This is a genomic window from Sporosarcina limicola (assembly GCF_014873855.1).
GTDB lineage: Bacteria > Bacillota > Bacilli > Bacillales_A > Planococcaceae > Sporosarcina > Sporosarcina limicola.
The window spans coordinates 173,501-191,392 of sequence record NZ_JADBEL010000001.1; the positions used below are offsets into that span (position 1 = coordinate 173,501).

The 17,892-nt window shown below is 43.4% G+C and carries 18 protein-coding genes and 1 other annotated feature; all 18 genes read right to left on the minus strand.

Annotation, left to right across the window (positions count from 1 at the left end; all coding sequences use genetic code 11):
* Positions 1 to 57 precede the first annotated feature (57 nt).
* Positions 58 to 2,136: an elongation factor G gene (fusA, locus tag H4683_RS00980; protein ID WP_192596948.1), complete on the minus strand. Its 2,079-nt coding sequence runs from the start codon at positions 2,134 to 2,136 to the stop codon at positions 58 to 60.
* Positions 2,137 to 2,187: 51 nt separating this feature from the next.
* Complete coding sequence (rpsG, locus tag H4683_RS00985; RefSeq protein WP_192596949.1) at positions 2,188 to 2,658, minus strand: 30S ribosomal protein S7; 471 nt, start codon at positions 2,656 to 2,658, stop codon at positions 2,188 to 2,190.
* 65 nt (positions 2,659 to 2,723) lie between these two features.
* On the minus strand, positions 2,724 to 3,146 hold the full coding sequence (gene rpsL / locus H4683_RS00990) for a 30S ribosomal protein S12 (protein ID WP_192596950.1): 423 nt from the start codon (positions 3,144 to 3,146) through the stop codon (positions 2,724 to 2,726).
* A 101-nt stretch (positions 3,147 to 3,247) separates the two neighbouring features.
* Positions 3,248 to 3,496, minus strand: a complete 249-nt coding sequence (locus tag H4683_RS00995; RefSeq protein ID WP_192596951.1) for a ribosomal L7Ae/L30e/S12e/Gadd45 family protein — start codon at positions 3,494 to 3,496, stop codon at positions 3,248 to 3,250.
* A 130-nt stretch (positions 3,497 to 3,626) separates the two neighbouring features.
* Entirely contained in the window at positions 3,627 to 7,229 is a 3,603-nt protein-coding gene (gene rpoC, locus H4683_RS01000; protein ID WP_192596952.1) for a DNA-directed RNA polymerase subunit beta', read from the minus strand.
* A gap of 127 nt (positions 7,230 to 7,356) precedes the next feature.
* Entirely contained in the window at positions 7,357 to 10,881 is a 3,525-nt protein-coding gene (rpoB, locus tag H4683_RS01005) for a DNA-directed RNA polymerase subunit beta (protein ID WP_192596953.1), read from the minus strand.
* A gap of 225 nt (positions 10,882 to 11,106) precedes the next feature.
* Entirely contained in the window at positions 11,107 to 11,715 is a 609-nt protein-coding gene (locus H4683_RS01010) for a class I SAM-dependent methyltransferase (protein ID WP_192596954.1), read from the minus strand.
* A 118-nt stretch (positions 11,716 to 11,833) separates the two neighbouring features.
* Entirely contained in the window at positions 11,834 to 12,196 is a 363-nt protein-coding gene (gene rplL, locus H4683_RS01015; RefSeq protein ID WP_192596955.1) for a 50S ribosomal protein L7/L12, read from the minus strand.
* Between the two features lie 69 nt (positions 12,197 to 12,265).
* Entirely contained in the window at positions 12,266 to 12,766 is a 501-nt protein-coding gene (rplJ, locus tag H4683_RS01020; RefSeq protein ID WP_192596956.1) for a 50S ribosomal protein L10, read from the minus strand.
* 34 nt (positions 12,767 to 12,800) lie between these two features.
* Positions 12,801 to 12,950, minus strand: a sequence feature (ribosomal protein L10 leader region).
* 42 nt (positions 12,951 to 12,992) lie between these two features.
* Positions 12,993 to 13,694, minus strand: coding sequence for a 50S ribosomal protein L1 (rplA, locus tag H4683_RS01025; RefSeq protein WP_192596957.1), 702 nt, complete (start codon positions 13,692 to 13,694; stop codon positions 12,993 to 12,995).
* Between the two features lie 120 nt (positions 13,695 to 13,814).
* A complete protein-coding gene (rplK, locus tag H4683_RS01030; protein WP_192596958.1) occupies positions 13,815 to 14,240 on the minus strand; it encodes a 50S ribosomal protein L11 in 426 nt (141 codons plus the stop codon).
* 169 nt (positions 14,241 to 14,409) lie between these two features.
* On the minus strand, positions 14,410 to 14,943 hold the full coding sequence (nusG, locus tag H4683_RS01035; RefSeq protein WP_192597164.1) for a transcription termination/antitermination protein NusG: 534 nt from the start codon (positions 14,941 to 14,943) through the stop codon (positions 14,410 to 14,412).
* A 112-nt stretch (positions 14,944 to 15,055) separates the two neighbouring features.
* Positions 15,056 to 15,241 carry a preprotein translocase subunit SecE gene (gene secE, locus H4683_RS01040; RefSeq protein WP_192596959.1) on the minus strand — a complete coding sequence of 62 codons (186 nt, stop codon included), beginning with the start codon at positions 15,239 to 15,241 and terminating at the stop codon, positions 15,056 to 15,058.
* 52 nt (positions 15,242 to 15,293) lie between these two features.
* Entirely contained in the window at positions 15,294 to 15,443 is a 150-nt protein-coding gene (gene rpmG / locus H4683_RS01045) for a 50S ribosomal protein L33 (protein ID WP_192596960.1), read from the minus strand.
* Between the two features lie 78 nt (positions 15,444 to 15,521).
* Positions 15,522 to 16,145 (minus strand): RNA polymerase sporulation sigma factor SigH, encoded by a 624-nt coding sequence (gene sigH / locus H4683_RS01050; RefSeq protein ID WP_420826531.1) that lies wholly within the window; start codon positions 16,143 to 16,145, stop codon positions 15,522 to 15,524.
* 101 nt (positions 16,146 to 16,246) lie between these two features.
* Positions 16,247 to 16,762: an NYN domain-containing protein gene (locus H4683_RS01055; protein ID WP_192596961.1), complete on the minus strand. Its 516-nt coding sequence runs from the start codon at positions 16,760 to 16,762 to the stop codon at positions 16,247 to 16,249.
* Positions 16,759 to 17,529 (minus strand): 23S rRNA (guanosine(2251)-2'-O)-methyltransferase RlmB, encoded by a 771-nt coding sequence (gene rlmB / locus H4683_RS01060; protein ID WP_192596962.1) that lies wholly within the window; start codon positions 17,527 to 17,529, stop codon positions 16,759 to 16,761. Before rlmB ends, H4683_RS01055 begins: the two co-directional genes overlap by 4 nt.
* Positions 17,526 to 17,891 (minus strand): Mini-ribonuclease 3, encoded by a 366-nt coding sequence (locus H4683_RS01065; RefSeq protein WP_192597166.1) that lies wholly within the window; start codon positions 17,889 to 17,891, stop codon positions 17,526 to 17,528. Before H4683_RS01065 ends, rlmB begins: the two co-directional genes overlap by 4 nt.
* Between the last annotated feature and the right edge of the window lies 1 nt (position 17,892).

Sequence of the window (17,892 nt, forward strand, 5' to 3'; positions counted from 1 at the left end):
CCTTCAATCACCTATATCTTACAATTTTTTTACGTTAGAAACAAGGATGAATTACAGTTATTCACCTTTATTTTTCTTGATAATTTCTTCTGCAACAGATTTCGGCACTTCTTCATAGTGATCGAATGACATTGAGAAGACACCGCGTCCTTGTGTGTTAGAACGGAGTGAAGTTGCGTATCCAAACATCTGAGCAAGAGGAACCATAGAGCGAACAACTTGCGCGTTACCGCGCGCGTCCATTCCCTCAACGCGGCCGCGTCGGGAAGTGATGTCACCCATGATGTCTCCCATATACTCTTCAGGAATAATAACTTCTACTTTCATCATTGGCTCAAGTAGAACCGGGTTAACTTTTGATACAGCGTTTTTCAATGCCATTGATGCAGCAATTTTAAACGCCATCTCATTGGAGTCGACATCATGATAAGAACCGTCGAATAGACGCGCTTTAATGTCGATCAAAGGATAACCAGCAATTACACCATTATTAAGTGAATCACGGATACCCGCTTCTACTGCTGGAATGTATTCACGTGGAACTGATCCACCGACAACGTTGTTAATGAATTCGAATCCTTTTCCTTCTTCATTAGGAGAGAATTCGATCCAAACGTGACCAAACTGTCCACGTCCACCGGATTGACGCACAAACTTGCCTTCAACTTCCGCTGAAGCACGGAATGTTTCACGGTAAGATACTTGTGGTGCTCCGACGTTAGCTTCAACGTTGAATTCACGGCGCATACGGTCTACAAGAACATCAAGATGTAATTCACCCATACCAGCGATGATTACTTCTCCTGTTTCTTGGTCTGTATGTGCACGGAATGTCGGGTCTTCCTCTTGAAGCTTAGCAAGAGCCATACCCATCTTATCTTGGTCCGCTTTTGTTTTCGGTTCAACAGAAAGTGAAATTACTGGTTCCGGGAAGTCCATTGACTCAAGAACTATCAGTGAACCAGCCTCACAAAGTGTGTCACCAGTTCCTGTATCTTTAAGTCCGACCGCAGCAGCAATTTCCCCTGAATGTACTTCAGAAATTTCTTCACGAGAGTTCGCATGCATTTGTAGAATACGTCCTACGCGTTCACGCTTACCTTTTGAAGAGTTTTGTACGTATGATCCTGATTGAAGAACACCAGAATACACACGGAAGAATGTTAATTTACCTACATAAGGATCCGTCATAACTTTGAATGCAAGTGCCGAGAACGGCTCGCTGTCGTCAGAGTGACGCTCAATCTCCTCATCAGTATCAGGATCTGTCCCTTTCATAGCCGGGATATCAAGTGGTGATGGAAGGTAGTCGATAACAGCATCAAGAACAAGTTGTACACCTTTGTTCTTGAAAGCAGTTCCACATACAACCGGGTAGAATTCAACAGCCAATGTTGCATTACGAATAGCCTTTTTGATTTCTGCGTTTGTAATTTCTTCTTCATCTAAGAACTTATTCATAAGGGCTTCATCGAATTCAGCAACCGCTTCAATTAGCTTTTCACGGTATTCTTCAGCTTGCTCACGATATTCTTCTGGAATTTCTCTTATTTCAGCGTTTAAACCTGTATCATCTTCGTAGAAAACTGCATTCATTTCAACTAAATCAATAATAGCTGCAAAAGTATCTTCTGCGCCAATCGGTAATTGAATTGGATGTGCATTTGCTCCGAGACGCTCAACAAGTGTACCTACTGAATAAAGGAAATCCGCACCCGTTTTGTCCATTTTGTTAACGAACACTAGACGTGGAACGCCATAGTTTGTTGCTTGACGCCAAACCGTTTCTGTTTGTGGCTCAACGCCCGATTGAGCGTCAAGTACCGTTACAGCTCCATCAAGAACACGAAGTGAACGTTCAACTTCAACAGTGAAGTCTACGTGACCTGGAGTATCAATGATGTTGACACGGTGTTCTTTCCATTCAGCTGTTGTTGCAGCTGAAGTGATTGTAATCCCGCGTTCTTGCTCTTGTTCCATCCAGTCCATTTGAGATGCACCTTCGTGCGTTTCTCCGATTTTGTGGATTTTACCAGTGTAATAAAGAATCCGTTCAGTCGTTGTCGTTTTACCGGCATCGATGTGGGCCATGATTCCAATATTACGCGTATTCTCTAAGGAGAACTTTCTAGCCATTCTGTATATCTCCTTCCATTTCGGATTAGAGTCTTAGCGAATTGTTCAATCCTACCAGCGATAGTGAGCGAATGCTTTGTTGGCTTCAGCCATTTTATGCATTTCTTCGCGACGTTTCACAGATGCTCCAGTGTTGTTAGATGCATCAAGGATTTCATTCGCAAGACGTTCTTCCATTGTTTTCTCACCGCGTGTGCGTGAGTAGTTTACAAGGTAACGAAGTCCAAGAGTTGTACGACGATCTGGGCGTACTTCAACTGGAACTTGATAGTTTGCTCCACCTACACGACGTGCTTTAACTTCAAGTACTGGCATAACATTAGTAAGAGCAGCTTCAAATACTTCAACTGGATCCTTGCCAGAACGTTCTTTTACAAGTTCGAACGCACCATAGAGGATTTTTTGGGATGTACCTTTTTTGCCGTCAAGCATCATTTTATTGATGAGACGTGAGACGAGTTTCGAATTATAAATCGGATCCGGAAGTACGTCACGTTTTGCAACAGGGCCTTTACGTGGCATGTTGTTTTCCTCCTTTCGAGATTAAGTTTTTAAGCGGTCTGTGCTTAAATAACAGGTTTTTAGCATTAGTTTTTCTTAGCTTTAGGTTTTTTTGCTCCGTATTTTGAACGACTTTGCATACGGCCAGTAACACCAGCTGTATCAAGTGCTCCACGAACAACATGGTAACGCACACCAGGTAAATCTTTTACGCGTCCGCCGCGGATAAGAACGACACTATGCTCTTGAAGGTTGTGACCTTCACCAGGAATGTACGCATTGACTTCCATCGAGTTCGTCAAACGAACACGTGCATATTTACGTAGCGCCGAGTTTGGTTTCTTCGGTGTCATTGTTCCAACACGTGTACAAACACCCCGTTTTTGTGATGAATTCACGTTTGTCATTGACTTTTTGAAGCTGTTATAGCTTTTTCCGAGTGCTGGTGCTTTAGATCCTTCCACTTTAGGCTTACGTGGTTTACGGACCAATTGGTTAATTGTAGGCATCGGTTTGTCCTCCCTTCATACTTGTTTTGTAAGACCACACATCCAGGTGGTTCATTTTTGGGGTAAAAACAAAGTCTTTGTGTTTTTTCACACAAAAACCATTATCCAGTAATCGCAACCACGGTTGTACCGACTTGAATGCCACATGCATTTCCGAGTTTCTGCATCGAATCGACATGCGTCACTTGGGTACCACGAAGTTCGGCTTCCTCTAGTACTAGGGCAATAAGACGTTCTTCTGCATCTTGTGCGATAATAACTTCTGTTACTATCCCTGCACGTATCGCTTTCACTGTCTGCTTTGTACCGATGATCGTCTTCACTGCCTTCTCAACTTTTTCATAAGACATTTTCATATCCTCCAAAGTATAGACATTCAACTATCAACCTTTTGTATATTATCATCTGTCAAGAATTTTGTCAACAGATAAAGAAAAAAACGGGGAGATCCTTTTCGAGTCCCCCCGTAATTCAAACCGCTTATTCTGCTGGTACTTTTTTAGCTAAAGTTTTCTCGCTATCTTGTTCCATAACGATATGACGGTAACGTTGCATCCCCGTTCCAGCAGGTACAAGTTTCCCGATAATAACGTTTTCTTTCAGACCAAGCAATTCGTCGGTTTTCCCTTTAATAGCTGCATCCGTCAAGACACGTGTTGTCTCCTGGAAGGAAGCTGCTGACAAGAAGGATTCCGTTTCGAGTGATGCTTTCGTAATCCCTAGAATAACAGGGCGACAAGTTGCTGGAAGTTTTCCAACTTTAAGCACTTTTGCATTCGCATCTGAGAATTGGTGAATATCAAGCAGTGATCCCGGTAGCAGTTCCGTGTCACCCGCTTCGATGACACGCACTTTGCGAAGCATTTGGCGAACCATTACTTCAACGTGCTTGTCACCAATTTCAACACCCTGCATACGGTAAACTTTTTGAACTTCTTTCAGGAGATATTCCTGGACTGTGACAACGTCTTTTACGACAATAAGTTCTTTCGGATCGATAGAACCTTCTGTAATAACTTCGCCTCGGTCAATCTTATCACCGACTTCGACTTTTAGACGGGCGTTGTACGGAGCAAGGTATTTACGTGTTTCCACATCACCTTGAATTGTAATCTCTTTTTGACCTTCGCGAATTTCATCAATTTCAGTGATTTCACCATTAATTTCCGAAATAACCGCTTGACCTTTTGGAATACGTGCTTCGAAGATTTCTTGAATACGTGGTAGACCTTGGGTAATGTCACTCCCTGCAACTCCGCCGGTATGGAACGTACGCATCGTAAGCTGTGTACCCGGTTCACCAATAGACTGTGCAGCGATGATTCCAACCGCTTCACCGACTTCAACTGTTTCACCTGTCGCCAAGTTAATGCCGTAACATTTTTTACATACTCCGTGCTTCGTATTACATGTGAATGCAGATCTGATTGTCACCTTTTGGAGACCGGCATCAAGGATTTTGCGCGCAGCATCCGCTGTAATCAATCCATCTTTTTCAAGAATCACTTCACCTGTTTCAGGGTGATAAATCGTTTTCTTCGTATGACGACCTTCGATACGTTCATCTAGACCCTCGATAATTTCTGTACCTTCTGCAAGCGAACCAATTTCCAATCCGCGATCTGTACCACAGTCATCTTCACGAACGATAACATCCTGTGCTACGTCAACAAGTCGACGTGTCAAGTAACCAGAGTCGGCCGTCTTAAGTGCCGTATCCGCAAGACCTTTACGCGCACCGTGTGTGGAGATAAAGTACTCGAGTACCGTCAATCCTTCACGGAATGATGACTTGATTGGAAGCTCGATGATACGTCCAGCCGGGTTGGCCATCAATCCGCGCATACCCGCAAGTTGCGTGAAGTTTGATGCGTTACCCCGTGCGCCCGAGTCACTCATCATGTAAATCGGGTTCGAGTGATCTAGGGATTCCATTAGCTTGCCTTGGATAACATCCTTCGCATTACTCCAGTAGGAAATAACACGATCATATCGCTCTTCTTCCGTAATAAGACCACGACGGAATTGTTGCAATACCTTATCTACTTTATCCTGTGCTTCTTGTAAGATCTCACCTTTGTTATGAAGGACTACGATATCTGAAATCCCGATCGTAATACCCGCACGTGTTGAATATTTAAATCCTAGGTTCTTCATACGGTCAAGCATTCGTGACGTTTCTGTAATATGGAAACGTTTAAAGATTTCCGCGATGATATCTCCAAGAATTCCTTTTTTAAACGGCGATATAAGTTCAGAGCCTGCAACATGCTTTTTCACGTCAACAGTTCCTGAAACGAAATACTTGTCAGGCGTTTCAACTTGTAAATTGAACGCCGTCGGCTCGTTAATATATGGAAATGATTCTGGAAGGATTTCGTTAAATATTATTTTCCCAACTGTAGTCAGAAGTAATTTGCTATTCTGCTCATCAGTAAATGTCGGGTTGTTCAAAGAACCTGCCTGAATACCGACCCGTGAATGGAGATGGGCGTGACCATTGTGGTAAGCAATAAGTGCTTCATCCGCATCACGGAACACTGCTCCTTCTCCTGTCGCACCTTCACGTTCCATTGTAAGGTAATAGTTACCTAAAACCATATCCTGGGAAGGGGTTACAACCGGTTTTCCATCTTTCGGATTCAAGATGTTTTGTGCAGCAAGCATAAGAAGACGTGCTTCCGCTTGCGCTTCTGCTGACAGTGGAACGTGGACGGCCATCTGGTCACCATCGAAGTCAGCGTTATAGGCTGTACATACTAGTGGATGCAATGTGATTGCGCGTCCTTCTACAAGGATAGGTTCAAACGCCTGGATGCCTAAACGGTGAAGTGTCGGTGCTCGGTTCAAAAGGACCGGATGCTCCTTGATGACATCTTCAAGAACGTCCCATACTTCCGAATGAAGTCGTTCGATTTTACGTTTAGCGCTTTTAATATTATGTGCAAGGTTCCGTTCAACGAGTTCCTTCATCACAAATGGTTTAAACAATTCAATCGCCATTTCTTTCGGCAGACCACACTGATACATTTTCAAGTTAGGCCCTACAACGATAACAGATCGACCTGAGTAGTCTACCCGTTTTCCAAGTAAGTTTTGACGGAAACGGCCTTGCTTCCCTTTCAACATATGGGAAAGGGATTTCAACGGACGGTTTCCTGGTCCAGTAACCGGACGGCCACGACGGCCATTATCAACAAGTGCATCGACAGCTTCTTGTAACATACGCTTCTCGTTTTGGACGATAATGCCGGGTGCTCCAAGGTCAAGAAGACGTTTTAGCCTATTATTCCGGTTAATAACCCTCCGGTACAAATCATTCAAGTCGGAAGTCGCGAAACGTCCGCCATCAAGCTGTACCATCGGACGTAATTCTGGTGGGATAACCGGCAACACTTCAAGAACCATCCACTCAGGTTTATTACCCGAATTACGGAACGATTCGACAACTTCAAGACGACGAATCGCACGCGTACGACGTTGTCCCTGAACCGTTTTCAATTCTTCTTTCAGGAATTCGGTCTCTTTATCGAGATCGATTGCCATCAAAAGACGTTCGATTGCCTCTGCACCCATGAGCGCTTGAAACTTAGATCCATATTTTTCACGATAAATACGGTATTCTCTCTCAGAAAGCAATTGCTTTCTTTCAAGTGGCGTATCCGCGGGATCCACAACTACATAAGATGCGAAATAGATAATTTCCTCCAAAGCGCGTGGGGTCATATCAAGGATGAGACCCATTCGGCTTGGAATACCTTTGAAATACCAAATATGCGTCACTGGAGCAGCAAGCTCAATATGACCCATACGTTCGCGACGAACTTTTTGACGTGTTACTTCCACTCCACAGCGGTCACAAACGACGCCTTTATAACGCACACGTTTATACTTTCCGCAATGACATTCCCAGTCTTTAGTAGGGCCGAAAATACGTTCACAGAACAAACCGTCTTTTTCTGGTTTTAATGTACGGTAGTTGATTGTTTCAGGCTTCTTGACTTCACCATAGGACCATGAACGAATCTTATCCGGTGATGCTAGGCCGATTTTCATATACTCAAAATTGTTTACATCTAGCAAGGAGCCTACCTCCCTTTAGTCTTATCGCTGCAATTGCCTTTTCCGAGCAAGCGCACACTATAACTACATATAGATAGATGGAGGACCGTGCGACTTCCTCCATCTCCACTTAGCCAATCAAACATGCTTAACCTTCTTTTATAAGATTTAAAGCGTCTGTCGGTTGCATATCATCATCTTCATCAAGATCACGTAACTCGATTTCTTTAAAATCAATTGAAAGCATCTTCACGTCTAACCCAAGGCTTTGGAGTTCCTTAATAAGAACTTTAAACGATTCCGGAACACCCGGTTGAGGAACACTTTCGCCTTTAACAATCGATTCATACGTTTTCACACGCCCCACAACGTCATCTGATTTTACGGTCAGAATTTCCTGTAACGTGTAAGCTGCACCATACGCTTCAAGCGCCCACACTTCCATCTCTCCGAAACGCTGTCCACCGAATTGAGCTTTACCTCCAAGTGGTTGCTGCGTAACAAGTGAGTATGGTCCTGTCGAACGTGCATGTAGCTTATCGTCAACCATGTGGGCAAGTTTAATCAGGTACATGACACCCACGGATACACGGTTGTCGAACGCCTCACCTGAACGTCCATCATATAAAACCGTTTTTCCGTCGCGATTCATGCCCGACTCTTCCATTGTATCCCAAACGTCTTCTTCGTTGGCACCATCAAATACAGGAGAGGCCATATGGATTCCAAGATTTCTAGAAGCCATTCCAAGATGCATTTCAAGAACCTGTCCGATGTTCATACGCGATGGTACACCGAGCGGGTTAAGCATGACATCAATTGGTGTTCCGTCAGGTAAATATGGCATATCAGATTCAGGTAAAATACGAGAAATAACCCCTTTATTACCGTGTCGTCCAGCCATTTTATCTCCGACAGAAATTTTTCGTTTTTGAACGATGTATGCACGAACCAATTGGTTTACACCTGGTGGCAACTCATCGCCGTCTTCACGATTAAAGACTTTCACATCAAGAACGATACCGCCTGCGCCATGAGGTACACGGAGTGATGTATCACGAACCTCACGTGCTTTTTCACCGAAAATCGCATGTAGAAGTCGTTCTTCTGCAGTCAGTTCAGTTACACCCTTTGGAGTTACTTTACCGACAAGAATATCACCATCACGAACTTCCGCTCCAACACGGATAATTCCACGATCATCTAGATTGCGTAGCGCATCTTCACCGACGTTTGGAATATCTCGTGTAATTTCTTCAGGCCCAAGCTTTGTATCTCTCGCTTCAGATTCGTATTCTTCAATATGAACCGAGGTGTATACATCATCTTTCACAAGACGTTCACTCATGATGATGGCATCCTCATAATTGTAACCGTCCCACGTCATGAATGCCGTGAGTACGTTTCGACCAAGTGCAAGTTCTCCCTGTTCCATTGAAGGGCCATCCGCCAGAATATCAAGTGGCTTCACACGGTCTCCTACGTTAACAATTGGACGTTGGTTATAACAAGTTCCTTGGTTTGAACGGATGAAATTATTAAGACGGTAGATCGTTAGGTCGCCTTTTACTTCCTTCTCATCAACAGTTTCAATACGACGAACGCGGATTTCTCTCGCTTCAACATGCTCTATAATTCCGTCAAACTTAGCGAGTACTGCCGCTCCAGAGTCACGTGCTGAAACGTGTTCCATTCCCGTTCCGACAAACGGAGCCTCCGGATTAAGAAGTGGAACTGCTTGACGTTGCATGTTCGCTCCCATAAGGGCACGGTTCGAGTCATCATTCTCAAGGAAAGGAATACATGCTGTTGCCGCAGAAACGACTTGCTTAGGTGAAACATCCATATAGTCTATCTGATCACGTTTAAAGACGGTGTTGTCCCCTTGGAAACGACCGACTACTCCTTCATTAACGAAAGAACCATCTTCAGACAGAATTGCATTCGCTTGTGCGACGACGTAGTTATCTTCCACATCTGCTGTCAAATAATCAATTTGAGTAGTAACACGGCCAGATATAGGATCTACTTTTCGATAGGGTGTTTCGATAAATCCAAACTTGTTCACTTTCGCAAATGACGAGAGTGAATTGATAAGACCAATATTCGGTCCCTCTGGTGTTTCAATCGGACACATGCGGCCGTAATGGGAGTAGTGAACGTCACGCACTTCCATTCCTGCACGTTCTCGCGTCAATCCACCGGGCCCAAGCGCAGATAACCTACGTTTATGCGTAAGTTCAGCAAGCGGGTTTGTTTGGTCCATGAATTGAGAAAGTTGCGAACTACCGAAGAACTCTTTGATTGACGCAATAACTGGACGGATATTTATCAGCTGTTGCGGCACAATAGACTGTGTATCATTAATGGACATACGCTCTTTAACAACACGTTCCATCCGGGAAAGCCCGATACGGAACTGATTTTGCAGAAGCTCGCCTACTGAGCGAAGGCGCCGATTGCCAAGGTGATCGATATCATCAGTGTTTCCTACCCCGTGAAGAAGGTTAAAGAAGTAACTGATTGAGGCAACGATATCCGCTGGCGTCACATGCTTAATTGAATCATCTACATATGCGTTCGAAATTACGTTAATCACTTGTTTTTCTTCGCTTTTCGGTGAATATATTTTAATGCACTGAATTGTAATGCTTTCGTCTAGAACGCCACTTGCGTGTGTGATTTCTTGGAAACCGATTCCTTTTTCCAAATGCGGAAGAAGACGGTCTAGTGTACGACGATCGATAAGTTGGTCTTTCTCCAGGAGTATTTCGCCTGTTTCAGGGTCGACGAGTGTCTCGGCAACAGTTTGATTGAACAAACGGTTTTGTACATGGAGCTTTTTATTCATCTTATAGCGTCCAACATTCGCTAAATCATACCTTTTCGCATCGAAAAAGCGAGAGAACAAGAGATTCTTCGCACTATCAAGCGTAGGGGGTTCACCCGGACGAAGACGTTCATAAATTTCAAGTAACGCCTTTTCAGAGCCTTCTGTATTATCTTTTTCAAGTGAATTACGAAGATATTCGTTATCACCAATCAAATCAATGATTTCTTGGTCGGACGAGAATCCGAGTGCACGAAGGAGTACTGTAACCGGTAACTTCCGTGTACGGTCTATCCGAACATGCACGACATCTTTCGCATCTGTTTCATATTCGAGCCAAGCACCACGGTTTGGAATGACAGTTGCGCCAAAACCACGTTTTCCATTTTTGTCTGTCTTGTCGCTGTAGTACACACTTGGAGAACGGACTAGTTGAGAAACGATAACCCTCTCCGCGCCGTTAATGATAAACGTACCATTTTCCGTCATAAGTGGGAAATCACCCATGAAAACGTCCTGTTCCTTCACTTCTTCAGTCTCTTTGTTGTGTAGACGTACTTTCACACGCAATGGTGCTGCATACGTTACATCACGCTCTTTCGATTCATCTTCAGGGTATTTTGGATCCCCTAGTTGATAATCGATGAACTCCAACGCAAGGTTTCCAGTGAAATCTTGAATCGGAGAAATATCGCGGAACATTTCCCTTAAGCCCTCTTCTAAGAACCACTCGTAAGATGCCGTCTGAATTTCAATCAGATTCGGCAGATCGAGTACTTCGCTGATCCGTGCGAAACTTCTACGCTGACGGTGTTGACCATACTGTACTAAATGACCTGTCAACTCTTTCACCCCTCATAAAACAATAATAGTTCTTTGCGAAATCACAAAAATAGTGTATGATATCGAAAAAACAAAAAGAAAACGAGTTCCGGCAAGAGCTCATTTTCGGTTTGACAATCCTTTATACAACGTCAGTATACCTTTAGTTTCCATTATTCATGCAAAAGGGCATACGACCGCACTATAATAATTTATGCATTTTACAACATTACCACACTGTCTCTCTCACGTCAAGACTTTTTGGGCTCTCAATATATAATACCCCTTCTTCTTAACGACTATCTCAACGCTTCCGAAAAGTTCTGTCAAACGGTCCATCGTTGAAGGTGCCCCTTGTTTCTTCTGAATGACAACCCACAGTTCGCCACCCTCTTCAAGTTTCGAAAATGCTCCCTGATAAAAATTGAATACCGTCTCTTTTCCTGCACGGATTGGCGGATTCGTCAAAATTGCAGCAAACCTGTTCCCCGTGACATTAGATAATGCATCGCTTGAATAAACCGTCACATTCGTAATGCGATTTTGCTGTGCATTATGCGTCGCAAGTGTAAGCGCCCGTTCGTTCACATCAATCATATGAACGCTCCGTTCTGGAAAAGATGCGGCAATAGATAAACCAATCGGGCCATAGCCACAACCGATATCAAGAATAGCCCCTACCGATTCGGGTAAACTAAAGGCTTCAGCAAGAAGTTGAGAACCAAAATCCACTTCACCTTTACTGAATACACCAGCATCTGTTTTGAACCTCAGGGTAACCCCACGTAGTGTCGCAGACCATTCTTTCGGACTACTTTTCACCTTCGGATCTTTCGAGTAATAATGTTCAGACATGCAAGTCCTCCCCCCGTATATAAAACAAAGGTAATCTAAGGTTGTCATATAGACTCTAGACAAAAAAATGGAGAAAAGCCCGTCGATTTCTGACGAGCTTTTCTCCATTATTTGAAAATTACTTAACTTCGATTCCAGCGCCAACTTCTTCAAGTTTCGCTTTCATTTCTTCTGCTTCTTCTTTAGTTACGCCCTCTTTAATTGCTTTTGGTGCGTTATCAACAACTTCTTTAGCTTCTTTCAAGCCAAGACCTGTGATTTCACGAACAGCTTTGATAACTTTGATTTTTTGATCTCCTGCAGATGTAAGGATTACATCAAATTCAGTTTGTTCAGCAGCTGCTTCTCCAGCACCAGCGCCAGCCATTGCCATAGGTGCAGCAGCAGTTACGCCAAACTCGTCTTCGATTGCCTTTACAAGGTCGTTAAGTTCAAGAACTGTCATTTCTTTAATTGCTTCAAGGATTTGTTCTTTAGTCATTAGTAGTTCCTCCTAAAATAATTGTTTTTGTCGGGTCTTAGCCCGCATTTTTTCGCTCAAGCCGCTTTATTAAGCACCTTGTTCTTCTTTTTGCTCCGCAACAGCTTTTGTTGCAAGCGCGAAGTTGCGCATTGGAGCTTGTAGTACGCTGAGAAGCATAGAAAGTAGACCTTCGCGAGATGGAAGTTCTGCCAATGCTTTGACGTCTGCTTCTGTCGCAATCGTTCCTTCGATGACACCAGCTTTAATTTCAAGTTTGTCGTTTTTCTTTGCAAAATCGTTAAGGATTTTAGCAGGAGCAACAACATCTTCGTTTGAGAATGCAATTGCATTCGGTCCTGTTAGGTATTCATTCAACCCTTCAAGTCCGGCAGCTTCAGCAGCACGGCGTGACATTGAGTTTTTGTAAACTTTAAAGTCAATACCTGCTTCACGAAGCTGTTTACGAAGTTCTGTAACTTGGCCAACAGTTAAACCGCGGTAATCTACAACAACAACCGAAGCCGCTGATTTCAATTTATCCGAAATTTCACCGACAACCGCTTTTTTAGCTTCTAACACTTTGCTCATTTTGACACCTCCTAAAAAATTTGGGGTCATTTATACCGATACGAAAAAGCCCTCAGGTCTATATAAAATAGACTCGAGGGCAGAAAAGTCGTCATCTTTTAAATTTAAAAGAGCGTCTTGTCCTCGGCAGGAATTTTAAGCGGCAAGCCGCTCCTACTGTCTACGGTACAAATGGTGCTATTCACAACAGAAGTCATCATATCAGAAGACTTGCCGTCAGTCAATATTATCTTTTGATATCTACGCTTGAAGGATCAACTTTAACAGAAGGACCCATTGTAGTCGTCAAATTAACAGACTTCATATATGTGCCTTTTGCTGATGCAGGTTTCGCTTTTAGAACTGTTTCGAAAACAGTCGCGAAGTTCTCTGCAAGTTTGTCATTGTCGAATGAAACTTTTCCGATTGGCGCGTGGATGATTCCACCCTTTTCCGCACGGTATTCAACTTTACCTGCTTTAATTTCTTCAATAGCTTTCGCTACGTCAAATGTCACTGTACCTGTTTTAGGGTTCGGCATAAGTCCTTTTGGCCCAAGAACACGACCAATTTTACCTACTTCACCCATCATGTCAGGAGTAGCTACGATTACATCAAAATCAAACCAACCTTGTTGAATTTTCGCAATATATTCCGCATCCCCTGCAAAGTCTGCACCTGCAGCTTCTGCTTCTTTAAGTTTTTCGCCTTTAGCGAAAACAAGAACACGTTGTGTTTTACCAGTACCGTTTGGAAGTACTACTGCCCCACGGATTTGTTGATCATTTTTTTTCGTATCGATTCCTAGACGGAATGCGACTTCGACCGTTGCATCGAAATTGACTGTGCTAGTCTTTTTCGCGAGCTCGATTGCTTCTTTCATATCGTACGCTTTCATTGGTTCAACTAGCTTGCTAGCTTCTGCGAGCTTTTTACCTCTTTTAGCCATTATAAATTTCCTCCTCGTTTGTGGTTTTAACGGATTGAACCTCCCACGAATAAGGGTTGCGTGCTCCTGAGAACAAGCGCAACCCCCACTACAAAGAACTACTGCCTTACGAGATCAAAATCAATCTTCAATCGTGATTCCCATACTGCGGGCAGTACCTTCAACCATTGCCATCGCCGCTTCTACTGATGCTGCGTTTAGGTCTTCCATCTTTTGTTCTGCAATTTCGCGAACTTTATCACGCTTTACAGTAGCAACTTTCTTTTTATTCGGCTCACCTGAACCTTTTTGAAGATTAGCTGCAACCTTCAGCAATACTGCTGCCGGTGGAGTTTTTGTAATGAATGTGAATGAACGGTCCTCGAATACAGAAATCACAACAGGAATAATTAGACCTGCTTGATCCGCTGTACGCGCATTAAATTCTTTACAGAATCCCATGATGTTCACACCTGCTTGTCCTAACGCCGGTCCAACTGGCGGAGCCGGATTTGCTTTCCCAGCAGGAATTTGCAATTTAACAACTTTAATAACTTTTTTAGCCACGAGACACACCTCCTTAAGTCCGTGATGTGGTAATAGGGTTGCCCCTCCCACTCAATATGTGCCTGCCGGCTTACGCCGGTAGATTTGGTTGATACGTTCAAACTATTCGTTTGTAGTCTGACCTTTGAAATGATACCACTATTACACACTACACGCAAGTAGCAATCGATTATAATTTTTCGATTTGTTCGAAGTCGAGCTCCATTTTCGTTTCCCGGCCGAACATATCCACCGATACTTTAATTTTGCCTTTATCTTCATCAATTTCTTCTACTTTACCTTGGAAGTGCGCAAATGGCCCTTCAAGTACTTGAACCATCTCACCCAGCGCAAAGTCAACTTCCATCTTACGTTCTTTCACACCCATTTGTTTGAGAATGAATTCGACTTCCTCAGGTAGTAATGGGGTCGGTTTCGCCCCACCGCCTGACGAACCAATAAACCCAGTTACCCCAGGTGTATTCCGTACGACATACCACGAATCGTCTGTCATGATAATTTCCACAAGTACATAGCCCGGAAACGTCTTTTTCATAACTACACGTTTTTTACCTTCTTTGAAATCCGTTTCTTCCTCTTCCGGAATAATGACACGGAAAATCTTATCTTGCATACCCATCGTTTCTACACGTTTTTCTAGATTAGCTTTCACCTTATTCTCATAACCAGAGTACGTATGAACGACATACCAATTTTTCTCCATTTCCATAGTGACGAGGACTGTACGTCCGTCCCTCCTTTTTCGTACAAAATGAAAAAACCCGTTCAACCTGTCAGACGGGATATTTCTCAAGGTGATTATTCATATTACTTAATTAAAACGCAAGATACCATTCCATTACCCGCGAAATGCCAAGGTCGACAAGTCCGAAATATACCGCCATGAAAGCGACTGTAGAAAGAACGACAATTGTGTATCGTGTCAATTCTTTACGTTTCGGCCAGCTGACTTTCCTCATCTCTGATCCGACAGCTTTTAAAAATCCGATTAACTTGTTCATTCTATCGTAACCCTCCGAACATAAAAGTGATATTTACTATCAGACTGATGTTTTATGCCGTCTGCTTGTGCACTGTATGTGTATTACAATGACTGCAAAATTTCTTAAGTGACAAACGTTCCGTCGGCTTATTACTCCGTGCTGGCACGGAATAGTTTCGTGATCCACATGTATTACAACTTAAAATAATCTTTTTAGACATTTCCTCATCCTATACGACCTTATAGTCTTCATAAAGAGTACCATCTAAAATTCATGGTGTCAATACGATGAAAACTTGTTATAAACGTACCGCATCGACTTGCATATAACGCTCAAGTTTTCGTTTTATCCGCTGAAGTGCATTATCGACCGATTTTACTTGTCTGTTTAGTTCCTCCGAAATTTCCTGATAGGATTGTCCCTCCAAATAAAGTGCCAATACTTGTTTTTCAAGGCCACTCAATACTTTGTTCATCTCTTCTTCCATCTGGATGAAGTCTTCTTTGTGAATCATGAGGTCCTCAGGGTCGTCAAGAATCGGTCCTGCGATTACATCGAGCAGTGTACGATCGGATTCTTCGTCAAAAACTGGCTTATCTAGCGAGACTGATGTATTAAGCGGAATGTGTTTTTGTCTTGTCGCAGTTTTAATAGCCGTAATAATCTGCCGTGTGATGCAAAGTTCCGCAAATGCTTTGAATGAACTCAATCTGTCCGCTTTAAAATCGCGGATTGCCTTGTATAGACCCACCATTCCTTCTTGAATGATATCTTCCCGGTCCCCACCGATTAAAAAGTAAGATCTTGCTTTCAGTCGGACAAATGATTGGTACTTTGTAATAAGAAAATTAAGCGCATCCGTGTTCCCCCGGTGGATGATTGCAATGATTTCTCCATCAGATAGCACAGTGAAATCCGATATGTCGCCTTCAACGTATATTTTCTTCACCAACTGGATCACCCCGGTTCGTTATTGCTATTATTAACCTAGTATACCTTATGGAAATTTTTTACGTCAACTATTCATTTCATTCCACGTCGCCACTTTTCAAATATTTCCGCAACTTCATCAGTTAAAGGGATCTTCGAAGACGGTCGCTGCTCCTGAATATTCTTCACTTTAGCAGCGATCGACTTATCAATTTCATCCATCTCAATCTGAAGTTCCCGAGCTGATTTTCGAAGAGCACCCTGCGCAAAAATAACCCATTGCTCCGTTAAATCCGACGTCGCCACATGAATCTGCACTCGACGTCCACCTAGCTCTGAGACAAGCTTTTCGATTCGCTCATCTGCCGTTTCGTTTTTCCGAGTAAAGAAGATTTCAACATCGTGATGACGCTTTCTCTTTTCAATTCCCGGTACAAGGTGCGCATCGAAGACGATAATGACACGCCAACCTGTATGCGCTTTGTACTCAGCCATTTTTTCAATCAGACGGTCACGTGCATCGGCAAGTCGTTCTTTTTTCATTTGACGCAATTCTTCCCATGCACCGATGACGTTATAGCCATCGACAAGGAGGGTATCTGTTCTCATTTGCCAGACTTATGTGGTTGTCGTATGCGCAACACCTCGTACATAAGGAGCGAGGCCGCCACAGACGCATTTAAAGATGTAACATGCCCAACCATCGGCAAATGATAAAGGAAATCGCATTTCACTTTCAAAATACGCGACATTCCCTTCCCCTCGCTTCCGATAATGATCGCAAGCGGCAGTGTCACATCCATCAGTCGATAATCGGTGGATTCGGACGCATCAGTACCTGCAATCCAGACACCGCGTTTCTTCAATTCCTCCACCGTTTGCGAGAGATTGTTCACACGTACAACAGGGACATGTTCTATCGCGCCTGTCGATGCTTTTGCGACGACTCCCGTCAATCCAACAGCTCGTCGTTTCGGAATAATGACCCCGTGGACACCTGTTGCATCAGCTGTCCGTAGTATAGATCCCAGATTATGTGGGTCTTCAAGTTCATCGAGGATGATAAAAAATGGATCTTCCCCACGCTCCTTAGCAATAGCAAACAGATCTTCAAGTTCCGCGTACTTATAAGCAGCGACCGACGCGATAATCCCTTGATGATTCATATCAAGCATGCCATCCAGTTTCTGCTTGGGAACTGCCTGAACAATTACCCCCGCTTCTCTCGCAAGTGATAATATTTCCCCAATACTTTTCTTATTAAGCCCCTCGGCCATCCAGATCTTGTTTAATTCCCTACCGGAACGCAAAGCCTCAACGATAGGATTTTTTCCACCAATCAATTCAGATTCGATTTCGATTTCAACTTCTGTCATTGTGTTCCCTCCCCCTTCGGCATTTCGATGAACCTGATTGATTCACGAATTAATTCATTCACACGTTCCGTTCTCCCCAGCAAATACAGGTAACCAATTACTGCTTCGAATCCTGAACTATAATTATATGTCAATACATCAGTATTCTTAGGGACGGAACCGGATTTCGCATTGCGACCACGTCTCATGACCGCTTCTTCCTCCTCTGTTAGGAATCCAGATTGCTGCATCATTTTCACAATGGCCGCTTGCGCTTTCGCTGAAACGTAGCGTGTAGCTTCCCTGTGCAGAATATTTGGTTTTACACGGCCTGAGCGCAATAGATGCTCACGTATCGCCTGTTCATATACCGCATCTCCCATA